This window comes from Teichococcus deserti (assembly GCF_001982615.1).
GTDB classification, from domain to species: domain Bacteria; phylum Pseudomonadota; class Alphaproteobacteria; order Acetobacterales; family Acetobacteraceae; genus Pseudoroseomonas; species Pseudoroseomonas deserti.
This window is the reverse complement of record NZ_MLCO01000202.1, coordinates 1-14,512: the sequence shown is the minus strand read 5'-3', so window position 1 is coordinate 14,512 and position 14,512 is coordinate 1. Positions and strand designations below refer to the sequence as shown.

Genomic DNA, 14,512 nt, shown 5'->3' with positions numbered 1-14,512 from the left:
CCCAATGCCTAGCACGGCCGCCGTGGGAAATCAGCCCGCACAATCCATTTGACGTGGGATCTTTTCCCACATACTGTTCCGGCCATGCCCAGCACCCATTCCGGCACGCCCGTCATCGTGCCCCTGCGCGGGAGCATCGTGTCCGTGTCTCCAAGCGACCCGACCCCCCTGGCCGCCAATGCGCGCGCCGTCGCACGGCCGGCGCCCAGCGCCACCCGCCGGCTGCCCGCCTGGCCGCCGCGCGAAGCCGAGCCGGCGGAGGCGCTGAGCCTGCGCCAGCTCCGTCACCACAGCGGCAACACCTGGCAACGCCTGCTCTGCGAGATCTGGACCATGGCCGAAGACGCCGGCACCCCCGAGGCATATTCCCTGGCCGAGGAGGTGGAGCGCCGCCTCTCCGCCACCGTCGCCGTCGCCGACGCGCTGTTCGGCCTGACCAGACGCCCGGGCCGCATGCAGGAGCGGCTGGAGGTGCTGGCCCGCCAGGCCATCGCCGTCCAGGCGCACAGCCACCAGCTGATCGGCCTCGACGTCGCGGTGCAGGGCGCCTGCCCGGCGGCGCTGCAGCAGACCGTGCTGCGCATCGCGCAGGAGATGGTCTGCAACGCGGTGAAGCACGGCTTCCATGCCCGCGCCCGCGGCCAGATCGCCGTCACCCTGATCGCCCTGCCGGGCCGGCCGCTGCAGCTCGAGGTCGGCGACGACGGCTGGGGCCCGCCGCCGCAGGAAGCCCGTGGCGAGGGCATGGCGCTGATGCGCGAGCTCGCGGCCCAGAACGGCGGCCGCGTGTCCCTGAAGCGCGATGGCGGGCTGACGCTGGCCGAGCTCGAGCTGCCCTGGCCATGAGCGGCGCGCTGGCGGCTTCCGTCTCGGCGCTTGGCGGTTTCCTGGCGCGGCATCCGGCGATGAAGGCCGGGCTGCGCCAGGCGCTGCGCCCGGCCCTGCCGCTGCTCGGCCGGGCGCTGGCCGCGCATCCGCGCCTCGACGCCGCCCGCCAGGCCGCGCTGTACCAGCGCTGGATCGCCGCGCGCGACACCCGCGACGAGGCGGCGCGCCACGCCATCCGGCGGCAGATCGCCGGCTTCGCCTGGCGGCCGCTGATCTCGGTGGCGATGCCCGCCTATGCGACGCCGCCTGGCCTGCTGCAGGCGGCGATCGCGTCGCTGCAGGCGCAGCTCTATCCCGACTGGGAGCTCTGCCTGGTCGACGATGCCAGTCCCGGCGACCCGCTGGCCGCGCTGCTGGACCAGGCCGCGGCGGCCGATCCGCGCATCCGCTGGCAGCGCCGCCCCCGCAACGGCGGCATCGCCGAGGCCAGCAACAGCGCCCTCGCCATGGCCCGCGGCGACGTCGTCGCCCTGATGGATCATGACGACGTCCTGGCCGAGCACGCCCTGTTCGAGATTTCTTCTCTGTTGCAGCGCGCCCCGGATGCGGCCGTCATCTATTCCGACGAGGACAAGATCGATGCGGCAGGCCGCCGCAGCGATCCCTACTTCAAGCCCGGCTTCGATCCCGACCTGCTGCTGGGCCAGAACTACCTGAACCACCTGACCGTCTATCGCCGCAGCCTGCTGCAGCGGCTGGGCGGCTTCCGCCGCGGCTTCGACGGCAGCCAGGACCATGACCTGGCGCTGCGCGCCACCGCGCTCGCCGGGGCCGCCCGCATCCACCACATCCCGAAGATCCTCTACCACTGGCGCCGTGGCGGCGCGGTGGCGAGCTTCTCCGAGGGCGCCGCCGCGCGTTGCCAGGCGGCCTCCCGCGCCGCCGTCGCCGCGCATCTGTCGGCCCAGGGCATCACCGGCGCCGAGGTGGTGCCCGCGCCGCGCGCGCCGCTGTGGAACCGGGTGATCTTCCCGCTGCCCGCCCGCCCGCCGCGCGTCAGCGTCAGCGTCATCGTCCCGACCCGCGACCGCGCCGCCCTGCTGGCGCGCTGCATGGACGGCCTGCTGCACCGCACCGAGTGGGACGAGATCGAGATCATCATCGTCGACAACGACAGCCGCGAGGCCGCCACCCTGGCCCTGATGGGCGCACTGGCGATGGATCCGCGCGTCACCATCCTGCGCATCCCCGGCGCCTTCAACTACTCGGCGCTGAACAACGCCGCCGCCCGCATCGCCTGCGGCGACCTTCTGCTGTTGCTCAACAACGACATCGACGTGCTGCATCCCGGCTGGCTGGCCGAGATGGTGCGCCACGCCACCCGCCCCGAGATCGGTGCGGTCGGTGCCCGCCTGCTCTACGCCGATGGCCGCGTGCAGCATGCGGGGGTCAGCCTGGGCGCCGGCGGCGTCGCCGGCCACCGCCACGCCTTCGCCCGCGGCGACGACACCGGCTACTGGGGCTCGCTGGCGCTGACGCGCAGCCATGCCGCGGTGACCGGCGCCTGCCTGCTGCTGCGGCGGAGCGTCTTCGAGGATGTCGGCGGCCTTGACGAAACCCGCCTGCCGATCGCCTTCAACGATGTCGACCTGTGCCTGCGCATCCGCGAGACCGGCCTGCGCGTGGTCTGCACCCCCTTCGCCGAGCTGCTGCACCTGGAATCCGCCTCCCGCGGCTCCGACCGCCATCGTCCCGGATTCCGCGCCGAGCACGACTGGATGCGCCGCCGCTGGGGGAAAGCGTTGATTAACGACCCCTACCACAACAGGAATTTTGCCCGGAGCAATCCGACAGGAATTCTGGAGATCTGAAGGGAAGAACAGGGCAGGCCAGGGGAATGAATTCCCCTGGACCCCTTCTTCTTTCTGTCAGATTGCCATGTCCGTTTGGAGACGGCGCGCGCCACGGCCCTTCCGCAGCACGACCTTCGAGGTTGTGCTGTGTTCCTATCATGGCGTCCCGCCGTGATGCCCTGGTGCCGGCTCGGCCGAAGCGCAGGTCACCCAGGGGCCGGTGACAAAGGAGAATGATGGGGGTCTGGGGGAAGAATTTATTCTTCCCCCAGCCTTCAGGATCTTCCCTTACCCGACGAACCGATGCCGCACCGGCCCCATCCGTCGCGCCAGCCCGTCGGCGATGCCGCGCGCGAAGGCGCGCAGCGCCGCGGTGTCGCGGCGGATCATGCAGTGGATGGCGGCCTGGAGGGCGATATAGGGGAAGAGCTTCAGCTTCCAGCGCAGCGGCACGTGCTCCAGCCGCAGCATCGCCGTCTGGTTGCGGGCATAGGTGTAGAGGCGGAAGCAGGGCTGCCTCGCCAGCTGCAGCCCGATCAGCGGCACGCGCACCAGGCCCTGGCCCAGCCGGTGCGGCATGGCCAGGCCGGACACCATCCAGCAGGAGAAGTGGCGGGCCCAGGCGCGGAAGCACCATTCGATGTCGACGGCGTCGATGAAGAAGTCGTCGCGGAAGCCGCCGATCGCCTCGAAGGCAGCCAGGTCCAGCAGCGAGCCGGAGGAGATCAGGAACTCCAGCGGGCGAGCGCCGTCCACGGGGGCGCTGCCGTGGCGCAGGAACAGGCGCGGCGTCTTGGTGGCGCTGCCTTCGGCGGCCACGGGATGCGGGCCGATCACGGCAGGGCATTCGCCGGCGGCGCGCAGGCGGCGGTGCATCGCCTGCAGATGGGCGGGCATGCCGGGGGGCGGGGCGGAATCCTGGTCGAGCAGCAGCAGCGTCGCATGCCCGGCCGCGCGCGCCGCGGCGGCCATCCGGTTGTAGGCGGTGCCGAGGCCGAGATTCCGCCCGTCGTTCAGCAGGATGACGGGGGCGGGCAGGGGGCGGCGCAGGCAGGCCCGCAGGGCCTCGTCGGCGGGCGCGTTGAGAAAGAGGTAGAGCGCGTCGACGCCGGGAGCGAGGGCGGCCAGGGTCTGCGCCAGCGCGTCCGGCTCGGGATGGAACAGCACGATCCCGGCGGCAAGGCCGGGCGCTGCGGGGCGGGCGGTCATGAGGTCCAGTCCTGCAAGGGGTGCCGGGCTTCGGCCCAGCTCGGCGGCTGCGGCGGATCGGCCAGGGCGGCGCGGCCGGGCTGCAGCGCCAGGTTGGCGTTGTGGAAGGGGTCGCGCCGCAGCAGCGCGCCCCAGCGCCGCCGCATCCGGGCGGCGTCGCGCGGCGCGGCGGGCTCGGGCGGCGGGGCCTGGTGGCGCAGCTCGGCGAAGGGGGTGACCAGGATGCGCCGGCCGGTCTCGCGGAGGCGCAGGCACAGGTCGACATCGTGGAAGCGCGCCTGCAGCCGGCACGCGTCGAAGCCGCCGACATCCTCGAAGACCTCGCGCCGCAGCATCAGGCAGGCGCCGCTGGCGGCGGCGACCTCGCGCAGCAAAGCCAGCCGCCCGTGATGGCCGGTGTCGCGCGGATCGGCGCCCTGGCCGCCCCGCCCGGCGACGCCGCCGAGGCCGAGCAGCAGCCCAGCATGCCACAGCCGGCCGCCGGCATCGAGCAGCCGGGCGCCGACGGCGCCGATCCCGGGCCGCGCGGCCTGGGAGACCAGCTCGCGCAGCCAGTGCGGCGAGACCGGGGTGACGCCGGGCTGCAGCACGAGGAAGAAGGATCCCTGGGCAGCCTCGGCGGCCAGGTTCAGCGCGGCGGCCGGCTGCCAGGGGCCGGGCAGCGACAGCAGGCGCAGCCGGGCGCGGCCCCGCAGCGTCTCCAGCAGCGGGGCAAGCTGCCGCGGCGGTTCGCAGCCGGTGACCAGCAGGATTTCCAGCGGCGCCCAGCTTTCCGCCAGCAGCGCGTCCAGGCTGCGGCGCAGCGGCTCGGGCGCGCCCTCGGCCGCGATCAGCACGCTGACCATCGGCGCCGGATGCGGCAGCGGCCGGACGATGCGGTGCCAGAGCGGCACGGCGGGGGCGGCCTGGACGACGGCGCCGGCCTGGCCGGTCTCGGCCAGGTGGCTGACCACGGCGGCGCGGCTGGCGCGGATGCAGCGCGCGGCGGCGCCCTCGGAGAAGCTGGCGCCGCTGCCCTGGCGCCAGTGGTAGAGGATGGCCGGGATGTGGTGGATCTGGTCGGGGCGCACGCTGGCCGCGACGCGCAGCGCCAGGTCGTGGTCCTGGCTGCCCTCGAAGCCCGGCCGCAGCCCGCCGAGGCGCCGCAGCAGGCTGCGCCGGTAGACGCCCAGATGGCTGACGTAATTCTGCGCCAGCAGCAGGTCGGCGTCGAAGTCGGGCTTGAAGACCGGGTCGAAGCGGCGGCCGCGGAGGTCGATCTTGTCCTCGTCGGAATAGATCAGCGCGGCGTCCGGATCGGCCGCGATGCGCAGCGCGACCTCGTAGAGGGCGTGCTCGGCCAGCAGGTCGTCATGGTCCATCAGCGCCACGAAGGGCCCCTGGGTCATGGCGATGGCGACATTGGTGGCGCCGGCGATGCCCAGATTCTTCTCCAGCCGCCGGATGCGGATGCGCGGGTCGGCGGCGGCGGCCTCGGCCAGCACGGCCATCACCGCCGGCGAGGGCGAGGCGTCGTCCACCACGCAGAGCTCCCAATGCGGATAGAGCTGCGCCCGCAGCGAGGCGATGGCGGCGCGCAGCAGCGCCGGCGGCGTGTCATGGGCCGGCATGGCCACCGAGATCACCGAAGGTCGCGGCAGGGCGGCGATCCGCGCGGCGATGGCCTGACGCGCCGCGGCGTCGCGGCAGTCGTGCAGCTTGATCCAGCGGCGGTAGGACAGGCCCTCCATGCCGGACAGCGCCGGGATGCGGGCGCGCAGCACCGGCAGCAGCGGCCGCGCCAGCCCGAGCAGCGCAGGATGGCGGCGGGCGCGGCGCAGCATCGCCGGCAGCAGCGGCAGGGGGGGCAGCGATGAGGCGGGCATGGAAGCGGTCACCCTGTTGCGGTCCGCCGTGGTCTATGTGGGAAAAATTCCCACGTCAAGCAGTGGAGCAAAATGGTGCTCTGATAAAGCCAAGTTCCAGCTTGGAAAATTGCCAGCCGTCTCTCAGAATGCGATAAGCGGAGCGTGCTGCGACACGGCGAAACCCCGGATGCAGGGATGAATCGGGCGGAGATTGACGCTCTGCGCCGGCGCGAGCGGGCGCTCCTGGCCGAGCTGGCGCGGCTCCGCGCCGAGGCCGAGCACGCGCCGCCCGCCGCGCTGCTGGCTGCCCTGGCGGCGCTGGAGAAGACCGCGACGCCGATCGTGCTGACCGATCCGAACCAGCCCGACGACCCGATCATCTTCGCCAACCGCGCCTTCCAGGAGCTGACCGGCTTTCCGGCGGCCGAGCTGCTCGGCCGCAACTGCCGGATGCTGCAGGCGCCGGAGACCGACCCCGAGGCACGGGGCAGGATCCGCCGGGCGCTGGCGGCGGGGCAGGAGGTCTCGGTCGAGCTGGTCAACCGCCGCCGCGACGGCAGCCGCTTCGGCAACGCCCTGCTGATCAGCCCGGTGCACGACCAGCGCGGGCAGCTGCTCTATCACTTCGGCACGTCGCGCGACCTGGCGGCGGAGAACGACGCGGTCGCCATGGCCGAGGCGCGGCTGGCCGCCGCCGAGGCGCGCTGGCACGCGCTGCTGGAGGCGGTCGACACCGGCTTCTGCATCGTCGCGCTGCGCTTCGACACCGCGGGCCAGGCCACCGACTACCGCTTCCTCGAGGTCAATGCCGCCTTCGAGCGGCAGACCGGCCTGGTCGACGCCACCGGCCGCTGGATGCGCGACATGGCGCCGGCGCATGAGCAGTTCTGGTTCGACACCTATGGCCAGGTCGCCCGCACCGGCATCCCGGCGCGTTTCGAGCATGCCGCCGAGGCGCTGGGCCGGGTCTTCGAGGTGCAGGCCTTCCGGCTGATGGCGGGCCCCCTGCCCGAGGTCGGCATCCTGTTCAGCGACATCACCGCCCGCCGCCAGGCCGAGCGCGACCTGCGCGCCAGCGAGGCGCGCTGGCGCAGCGTCTTCGAGGGGCTGCAGGAAGGGCTGGTGCTGGGCGAGGCGATCCGCGACGAGGCCGGCCGCGTCACCGACTGGCGCTACCTCGACGTCAACCCGGCCTGGTGCGCGATGACCGGCCGGAGCGCCGCGGCGGCGCGCGGCGCCCGGCTGCGCGGGCTGTTCCCCGGCATCGAGCCCGCCTGGATCGAGGATGTCGCCCGTGCCCTGGAGCAGGGCGGGACGGTCGCCTTCCAGCGGCAGCTCGACCTGCTCGGCCGCTGGTACGAGGGCAAGGTGCAGCCGATCGGCGGCGACCGCTTCACCGTGATCTTCACCGAGGTCACGGCGGCGCGCGAGGCCGACCGCCGCCGCGCCGCGCTGGCCGAGCTCGACGCCGCGCTGCGCGAGGGCGGCCCGCCCGAGGCCATGGTCCGCGCCGGCGCTGCCCTGCTCGGCCGCACGCTGCGCGCCGACCGCGCCGGCTACGGCACCCTGGCCGCCGACGGCGCCGGCTTCACCGTCGGCGAGGACTGGAACGCGCCGGGCCTGGCCAGCCTGGCCGGCGACTATCCGGTCAGCATCTTCGGCGACTATGCCGGCGCGCTGCAGGCCGGCGAGGCCGTCGCCGTCGGCGATGTCCGCGCCGATCCTCGCACCGCCTCGATCGCCGGCATGCTGGAAGGGGCGGATATCCGCGCCCTGATCAACCTGCCGGTGATCGAGGCCGGCCGGCTGGTCGCCGTGCTCTTCGTCAACCAGGCGCGGCCGCGCGCCTGGACGCCGCAGGAGATCCGCTTCGCCGCCGAGCTGGCGCAGCGGCTGCGCCAGGCGGTCGAGCGCCGCCGCGCCGAGGAGGAGCTGCGGGCGCTCGCCGCCTCGCTGGAGCGGCAGGTGGCCGAGCGCGCCCAGGCGCTGGCCGATGCCCAGGATTTCTCCCGGCTGGCGCTGTCGGCGGTGCGCGGCGTCGGCGTCTGGACCTTCGATGTCGAGGCCGACCGCTTCACCGCCGATGCCGCGGTCGCCGATCTCTACGGCCTCGACCCGGCCGAGGCGGCCACCGGCATCCTGCGCGCCCGCTTCCTGGCCCATGTCCATCCCGAGGACAGGGGGCGGCTGCGCGCGGTGATGGAGGCCGGGCTGCTGCGCGGCGGCGACCTGGAACTGGAATACCGCATCCTGCATCCGGACGGCCGGCTGCGCTGGGTGCTGTCGCGCGGCCATACCCATTTCTCGGCCGAGGGGAAGCCGGTCCGCCGCACCGGCGTCGGCATCGAGACCACCCGCCAGCGCGAGCTCGAGGACCAGCTGCGGCAGAGCCAGAAGATGGAGGCGGTGGGCCAGCTGACCGGCGGCATCGCGCATGACTTCAACAACCTCCTGACCGGCATCACCGGCAGCCTGGAGCTGCTGACCCGCCGCCTGGCCCAGGGCCGCACCGCCGAGATCCCGCGCTACGCCGAGGCGGCGCGCAGCGCGGCGCAGCGGGCGGCGGCGCTGACCCACCGGCTGCTGGCCTTCTCGCGGCGGCAGACGCTGGACCCGCGGCCGACCGACGCCAACCGCCTGGTCGGCGGCATGGCGGAGATGATCCGCCGCAGCATCGGCCCCGCCATCGCGCTGGAGATCGACGCCGCGCCGGGGCTCTGGACCGTGCTGGTCGACCCGCCGCAGCTGGAGAATGCGCTGCTCAACCTCTGCATCAACGCGCGCGATGCCATGCCGGGGGGCGGGCGGCTGGAGATCGGCACCGCCAACCGCCGGCTGGAGGCCGCCGATGCCGAGGCCAGCGGGCTGTCGCCGGGCGACTATGTCACCCTCTGCGTCGGCGACAGCGGCAGCGGCATGACGCCCGAGGTGATCGCCCGCGCCTTCGAGCCTTTCTTCACCACCAAGCCGCAGGGCCAGGGCACCGGCCTCGGCCTGTCGATGATCTACGGCTTCGTCCGGCAGTCGGGCGGCGCCGTGCGCATCGCCTCCACCCCCGGCCAGGGCAGCCGCATCTGCCTGGACCTGCCGCGGCATGACGGGCCGGCCCTGGCCGAGCCGCTGCCGGGCGATGCCGCCGTGCCGCAGGGCGACGGCGAGCGGGTGCTGGTGGTCGACGACGAGCCCAGCGTCCGGCTGCTGGTGACCGAGGTGCTGGAAGACCTGGGCTATGCCGCGCTGGAGGCGGCCGACGGCCCCTCGGGGCTGCGCATCCTGCAGTCGCCGGCGCGGATCGACCTGCTGGTCACCGATGTCGGCCTGCCGGGCGGCATGAACGGCCGGCAGCTGGCCGAGGCGGCGCGGCGGCTGCGGCCGGGCCTGCGCATCCTGTTCATCACCGGCTTCGCCGAAAGCGCGGTGCTCAGTCATGGCGACCTCGGCCCCGGCATGCAGCTGCTGACGAAGCCCTTCTCGCTGGAGGCGCTGGGGCAGCGCCTGCGCGGGCTGATCGCCGGGGGGTGAGGCGGCGCCGGGCCAGCCGGTGACAACTCCAGCCGTTAACAAATTAGTGAGGATTTCCTGGCTAGAGTCGCCCCATCATCAGGAGGGTCGGCATCATGGCGCATTCCCACCAGGCTTCCTTCGGCGTGCTGCCGGCGCAGCGCCAGGCCGCCCCGCGCCCGCTGGCGCTGGGCCCGGCCCGCGGCATCATGATCGGCCTGGGCCTGTCCGCCCTGCTCTGGACCGGCGTCTTCTTCCTGGTCCGCCCCTACTTCTTCTGATCGCGACGGCTGCCGCCTTCCGCAGGCACGGCCGGGGTCCCGCACCCCGGCCGTGCCTGCCCGCGAATCCTGCCAGACCGCCGGCCATCCCGCTGGCGGGGCGGCGGCTTGACAAGGCCAGCCCGGCGTAAGCTGATCAGCACCCTCGCTGACAACGGAAACGCCCTATGTCGCTGACCATCTACGGTGTCCTTCGCTCGCGCGCCTCGCGGCCGGTCTGGCTCGCCCATGAGCTCGGGCTCGATTTCCAGCACGTGCCGGTGATCCAGTCCTACCGCCTGGCCGACGCCGACGCCGCCGCCGCCGACGCCCCGCTCAACACCGCCTCGCCGGACTTCCTGGCGGTCAATCCCAACGGGATGGTGCCCAGCCTGAAGGATGGCGACTTCGTCCTGCACGAATCCCTGGCCATCTGCCTCTACCTGGCGCGCAAGGCCGGCGGCCCGCTGGCGCCGCGCGACCCGCAGGAAGAGGCGCTGATGACCCAGTGGGCGCTCTGGGCCGCCACCGAGGTCGAGCCGAAGAGCCTGTCCATCCTGCGCGGCGTCGATGTCGAGGCGAATGCGGCGGCGCTGCGCCGCCCCTTCGCGGTGCTGGAGAAGCAGCTGCAGGCCGGCGGCGGCTTCGTCCTGGGCGGCCGCTTCACGACCGCCGACATCATGGTCGCCGAGATCGTCCGCTACGCCGCCGCCAACAAGGCGCTCTTCGCCGACTTCCCGGCGATCTCGTCCTGGATCGCGACCGCCCAGGCCCGCCCGGCGCATCAGCGCATGGCCGCCGACCGCGCCAAGGAGCCGGCCTGAGCGACCTGCGGGGGCGGCACCGCCGCCCCCGTCTGACAAACTACTTCCCCCAGCGCAGCACCAGCGGGTCCAGCCGGCGCGCGGCATCCAGCAGGCCTTCGCGCACCGCCGGATGCATCGGCGCCAGCGGCGCGCGCGGCGCGTCGCAGCGGATCACGCCGCCCGCCAGCATCAGCGCCTTGGCCGCCAGCAGCCCGCATTGCCGGTTCTCGTAGTTGATCAGCGGCAGCCAGCGCGCATAGCCGGCGACGGCCTCCTCCCGGCGCCCGGCCAGGTGGTCCATGATGATCGGCCGGATGCCGTCCATGAAGGCGCCGCCGGTCATGCTGCCGGTCGCGCCCGCATCCAGATCGGCCAGCAGCGTGATCGCCTCCTCGCCATCCCACGGTCCCTCGACGGCCTCGCCACCCAGCGCGATCAGCTCGCGCAGCTTGCTCGCTGCCCCCGCCGTCTCGATCTTGAAGTAGCGCACCTGCGCGATCTCGCGCGCCATCCGCGCCAGGAAGCCGGCCGAAAGCGGCGTCCCCGCCACCGGCGCGTCCTGGATCATGATCGGAATGCCGATGGCATCCGACACGCCCTGGAAGAAGTCGAAGACCGCCCCCTCCGGCACGCGGAAGGTGGCGCCATGATAGGGCGGCATCACCATGACCATCGACGCGCCCAGCGCCTCGGCCTCGCGGCTGCGCTCGGCGCAGATGCGGGTGCTGAAATGCGTCGTGGTGACGATCACCGGCACCCGGCCCTTCACATGCGCCAGGATCTCCCGCGTCAGCAGCGCCCGCTCGTCATCCGACAGCACGAACTGCTCGGAGAAATTCGCCAGGATGCACAAGCCGTCGGAGCCGGCATCGATCATGAAGTCGACGCAGCGCTTCTGGCCCTCCAGGTCGAGCGCGCCGCGCTCGTCGAAGATCGTGGGCACGACCGGGAAAATGCCGCGATAGGCCATTCAAACCTCTCCCATAAGCAAGCAGGGAAGACTGGGGGAAGGAATTCCCCCAGACCCCCATCTTTTTTCTGTCAGTGATTGTCGCGCGGGACCGGCGAGCCGCTCTTGCCGACCAGGAAGTCGAAATCGGCGCCCTCGTCGGCCTGCAGCACATGCTCGACATACATGCGCGTATAGCCGCGATCCATCGGCGGCGCGGGCGGCACCCAGGCGGCACGACGCTCGGCCAGCTCGGCGTCATCGACATGCAGATGCAGCGACCCCGCCTTGACGTCCAGCGTGATCAGGTCGCCGCTGCGCACCAGCGCCAGGGGCCCGCCGGCGGCGGCTTCCGGCGCCACATGCAGCACCACCGTGCCATAGGCCGTGCCCGACATCCGCGCATCGGAAATGCGCACCATGTCGCGCACGCCTTCCTTCAGCAGCTTCTGCGGCAGCGGCATGTTGCCCACCTCGGCCATCCCCGGATAGCCGCGCGGGCCGCAATTCTGCAGCACCATGATGCAATCGGCATCGATGTCGAGATCCGGGTCGTCCTTGCGGTGATGCAGGTCCTCGATGCTCTCGAAGACCACGGCGCGGCCGGTATGCTTCAGCAGATGCGGCGAGGCCGCCGAGGGCTTGATCACCGCGCCGTTGGGGGCGAGGTTGCCGCGCAGGATGGCGATGCCGGCATCCGGCTTGAACGGCTCGGCGATGCTGGTGATCACCTCGCGGTTCCAGCATTCCGCCTCGCGCACATTCTCCCACATGGTCCGGCCATTGACCGTCAGCGCGTCCTTGTGCAGCAGCCCGGCCTCGGCCAGGTCGCGCAGCACGACGGGCAGCCCGCCGGCGTAATAGAAGTCCTCCATCAGGTATTTCCCGGAGGGCATCAGGTTCACCTGGCAATGCACGCCGCGCCCCAGCCGGTCGAAATCCTCGAGCGTCAGGTCGATGCCGATCCGCCGCGCGATGGCGATCAGATGCACCACGGCATTGGTCGACCCGCCGATCGCCGCCAGGGTGCGGATGGCGTTCTCGAAGGCCTCGCGCGTCAGGATCTTGGTGGGCGTCAGGTCCTCGTGCACCATCTGCACGATGCGGCGGCCGGACAGGCGGGCCAGCTCGTTGCGGCGGGCATCGACCGCGGGGATGGCGGCATTGGTCGGCAGGCCGATGCCCAGCGCCTCGACCATCGAGGCCATCGACGAGGCCGTGCCCATGGTCATGCAGGAGCCATGGCTGCGGTTCATCCCCGCTTCGGCCTCATGGAATTCCTTCAGCGTGATCTCGCCGGCGCGCAGCTGCTCGCTCATCGAGATGATGTTGGTGCCCGAGCCGATGATCTGCCCGCGATACACCCCGCGCAGCTGCGGCCCGCCGGAGACGCCGATCGCCGGCAGGTCGGCGCTGGCGGCGCCCATCAGCAGGGCAGGGGTGGTCTTGTCGCAGCCCATCAGCAGCACCACGCCGTCCAGCGGATGCGCGCGGATGCCTTCCTCCACGTCCATCGCGGCCAGGTTGCGGTACAGCATGGCGGTCGGCCGCATCGTCACCTCGCCGAGCGAGGAGACCGGGAATTCCAGCGGAAACCCGCCCGCCTCCAGCACGCCGTAGCGGACATGCTCGGCGATGGTGCGGAAGTGGGAGTTGCAGGGGTTCAGCTCGGACCAGGTGTTGCAGATGCCGATCACCGGGCGGCCGTCGAACTGGTCCTGCGGGAAGCCGCGGTTCTTCAGGAAGGAGCGGTAGTAGAACCCCATCTTGTCCTGCCGCCCGAACCACTCCTGGCTGCGCAGCTTCTTCTTCGGTGCTTCCTCGGCCATCGACCTGTCCCATCCCGCTTGAACGCCTTGCCGCGCGGCAGGGGAGCCGCGCGGGGCCGCAAGCTAGCCACGCATGGCCATATCGATCCAATCATCGATTGGCCGTTCGACATGCCGATATCGGTATGTCAGCCCGGGAACAGCATGGGCTCCAGCACCGCCTGCAGCCGGGCGGCGGCGGGCGACAGCGGCCGGTCTCGCATCCGGATCAGCCCATAGGGCGAGACCGCGAAGACCTCTGCCTCGCGCAGCGGCGGAAGGCGGCGGAACCGCCCCTGCGCCCCGAGCATCGCCGCCACCGGCGCGCTGACCACCGAGACGGCGTCGCTCCGCCCCAGCGCCGCCAGGTTCAGCAGGATCGAGGCGGTGTTGATCACCCGCCCCGGCATCGGCAGCCCGTGGCGGGCGAAGAGCATCTCCACCGCCTGGCGCAGCAGGCTGCCGGCCGGCTCCAGCAACCAGGTGAAGCCCAGCAGCTCTTCCAGCCCGATCCGCTCGCGGCCCAGCAGCGGGTGCGAATCCCGCACCAGGAAGCACAGCTCCTCCTCGCCGACCTCGCGATAGTCCAGCTCCCCGGCCTGGACCCCGGCCGGGATGCGGGCCAGCGCCAGATCCAGCCTTCCGCGCCGCAGCCCCTCGATCAGCCGGGCGCTGGGCTCCACCTCCACCGTCACCTGCAGCCCGGGGGTGTCGCGCTGCATCGCCTCGACGGCCTGCATCACCGCATCCACCGCCGGCGCCGTCACCGCGCCGATGGCGACCGCGCCGCCGCTGCCGGAGCGCAGGCCGTTCAGCTCGGTCGCCGCCTGCTGCAGCTCGACCAGCACGATGCGCGCCCGACGCAGCAGCACTTCTCCCAATCCATTCGGCTCGACGCCCCGGGGACGGCGCTCGAAGACGGCGCCGCCCACCATCTGCTCGACCTCGGCCAGCAGGCGGGAGGCGGCGGGCTGGGTCAGGCCCAGGCTCTGCGCCGCGCGGTTCAGGTTGCGCAGCTCGTCCAGCGCCACCAGCAGCTGCAGGTGCCGCAGCTTCAGCCGGGCGCGGGCGAACCAATCGGGGGCGAGGGGGCGGATGGGCGTGGACTTGGCCATGCGCTACCCCATACCAGATCCGTTATGTCGGGCGCGGAAAAATGCGCTGGACGGTCATGTGGCAGCGCATCTAACCATTCCGCAACCAGACGGCCCGCTGCCCAGGGGACCGCCATGCCGGGAAGACGACGTCCGCCGAGGGTGCCCCGCCACCCCGGCCGGGTCGCGTGCCCGCTGGCCCGGGGCGACCGGCCGTCGGCCTGCCAAGAAGAACGCTCGAGGAAATCATGACCAAGACCCGTCTCCCCGTGGCCTCGCGCCGCGCGCTGCTGACCGGCGCCCAGCGCTAGGCCGCCGGTCAGCAGCGCGCGGCGCGAGGCCACGGGGAGACGGGTC

10 protein-coding genes are annotated in these 14,512 nt (G+C 72.4%); 5 read left to right on the top strand and 5 right to left on the bottom strand.

Annotation, left to right across the window (positions count from 1 at the left end):
• Positions 1 to 138 precede the first annotated feature (138 nt).
• Together BKE38_RS30500 and BKE38_RS19605 are read left to right on the top strand one after the other, a co-directional pair.
• Positions 139 to 846, top strand: coding sequence for an ATP-binding protein (locus tag BKE38_RS30500; RefSeq protein WP_131829659.1), 708 nt, complete (start codon positions 139 to 141; stop codon positions 844 to 846).
• The gene (locus BKE38_RS19605; protein WP_083747695.1) at positions 843 to 2,699 is read left to right on the top strand and encodes a glycosyltransferase family 2 protein; all 1,857 of its coding nucleotides are present in this window, start codon (positions 843 to 845) and stop codon (positions 2,697 to 2,699) included. Before BKE38_RS30500 ends, BKE38_RS19605 begins: the two co-directional genes overlap by 4 nt.
• Before the next feature lie 270 nt (positions 2,700 to 2,969).
• Here the strand turns inward: BKE38_RS19605 and BKE38_RS19600 are convergent, their stop codons facing one another.
• Positions 2,970 to 3,890 (bottom strand): glycosyltransferase family protein, encoded by a 921-nt coding sequence (locus tag BKE38_RS19600; protein WP_076958946.1) that lies wholly within the window; start codon positions 3,888 to 3,890, stop codon positions 2,970 to 2,972.
• Entirely contained in the window at positions 3,887 to 5,755 is a 1,869-nt protein-coding gene (locus tag BKE38_RS19595) for a glycosyltransferase (protein WP_076958945.1), read from the bottom strand. Before BKE38_RS19595 ends, BKE38_RS19600 begins: the two co-directional genes overlap by 4 nt.
• A 177-nt stretch (positions 5,756 to 5,932) precedes the next feature.
• Here BKE38_RS19595 and BKE38_RS19590 point away from each other — a divergent pair, with 177 nt between their 5' ends.
• The 3 genes from BKE38_RS19590 (at position 5,933) to BKE38_RS19585 (ending at position 10,322) form a co-directional block, all read left to right on the top strand.
• On the top strand, positions 5,933 to 9,259 hold the full coding sequence (locus tag BKE38_RS19590; protein WP_076958944.1) for a PAS domain S-box protein: 3,327 nt from the start codon (positions 5,933 to 5,935) through the stop codon (positions 9,257 to 9,259).
• A gap of 95 nt (positions 9,260 to 9,354) precedes the next feature.
• The gene (locus BKE38_RS32245; protein ID WP_165694230.1) at positions 9,355 to 9,519 is read left to right on the top strand and encodes a hypothetical protein; all 165 of its coding nucleotides are present in this window, start codon (positions 9,355 to 9,357) and stop codon (positions 9,517 to 9,519) included.
• Between the two features lie 167 nt (positions 9,520 to 9,686).
• Positions 9,687 to 10,322: a glutathione S-transferase family protein gene (locus BKE38_RS19585; protein ID WP_076958943.1), complete on the top strand. Its 636-nt coding sequence runs from the start codon at positions 9,687 to 9,689 to the stop codon at positions 10,320 to 10,322.
• Between the two features lie 40 nt (positions 10,323 to 10,362).
• On the opposite strand, the gene BKE38_RS19580 is transcribed toward BKE38_RS19585, so the two are convergent.
• The 3 genes from BKE38_RS19580 to BKE38_RS19570 all read right to left on the bottom strand — a co-directional run bounded on the left by BKE38_RS19580 (position 10,363) and on the right by BKE38_RS19570 (position 14,176).
• The gene (locus BKE38_RS19580) at positions 10,363 to 11,274 is read right to left on the bottom strand and encodes a dihydrodipicolinate synthase family protein (protein WP_076958942.1); all 912 of its coding nucleotides are present in this window, start codon (positions 11,272 to 11,274) and stop codon (positions 10,363 to 10,365) included.
• Between the two features lie 71 nt (positions 11,275 to 11,345).
• A complete protein-coding gene (locus tag BKE38_RS19575) occupies positions 11,346 to 13,082 on the bottom strand; it encodes an IlvD/Edd family dehydratase (protein WP_076958941.1) in 1,737 nt (578 codons plus the stop codon).
• 128 nt (positions 13,083 to 13,210) lie between these two features.
• Positions 13,211 to 14,176, bottom strand: a complete 966-nt coding sequence (locus tag BKE38_RS19570) for a LysR family transcriptional regulator (RefSeq protein ID WP_076958940.1) — start codon at positions 14,174 to 14,176, stop codon at positions 13,211 to 13,213.
• Positions 14,177 to 14,512 lie beyond the last annotated feature (336 nt).

Bases quoted from the DNA above. Each gene is read 5' to 3' on its own strand.
- BKE38_RS19605 (WP_083747695.1), top strand. From the start codon at position 843: ATGAGCGGCGCGCTGGCGGCTTCCGTCTCGGCGCTTGGCGGTTTCCTG.
- BKE38_RS19600 (WP_076958946.1), bottom strand. From the start codon at position 3,890: ATGACCGCCCGCCCCGCAGCGCCCGGCCTTGCCGCCGGGATCGTGCTG.
- BKE38_RS19595 (WP_076958945.1), bottom strand. From the start codon at position 5,755: ATGCCCGCCTCATCGCTGCCCCCCCTGCCGCTGCTGCCGGCGATGCTG.
- BKE38_RS19590 (WP_076958944.1), top strand. From the start codon at position 5,933: ATGAATCGGGCGGAGATTGACGCTCTGCGCCGGCGCGAGCGGGCGCTC.
- BKE38_RS32245 (WP_165694230.1), top strand. From the start codon at position 9,355: ATGGCGCATTCCCACCAGGCTTCCTTCGGCGTGCTGCCGGCGCAGCGC.
- BKE38_RS19585 (WP_076958943.1), top strand. From the start codon at position 9,687: ATGTCGCTGACCATCTACGGTGTCCTTCGCTCGCGCGCCTCGCGGCCG.
- BKE38_RS19580 (WP_076958942.1), bottom strand. From the start codon at position 11,274: ATGGCCTATCGCGGCATTTTCCCGGTCGTGCCCACGATCTTCGACGAG.
- BKE38_RS19575 (WP_076958941.1), bottom strand. From the start codon at position 13,082: ATGGCCGAGGAAGCACCGAAGAAGAAGCTGCGCAGCCAGGAGTGGTTC.
- BKE38_RS19570 (WP_076958940.1), bottom strand. From the start codon at position 14,176: ATGGCCAAGTCCACGCCCATCCGCCCCCTCGCCCCCGATTGGTTCGCC.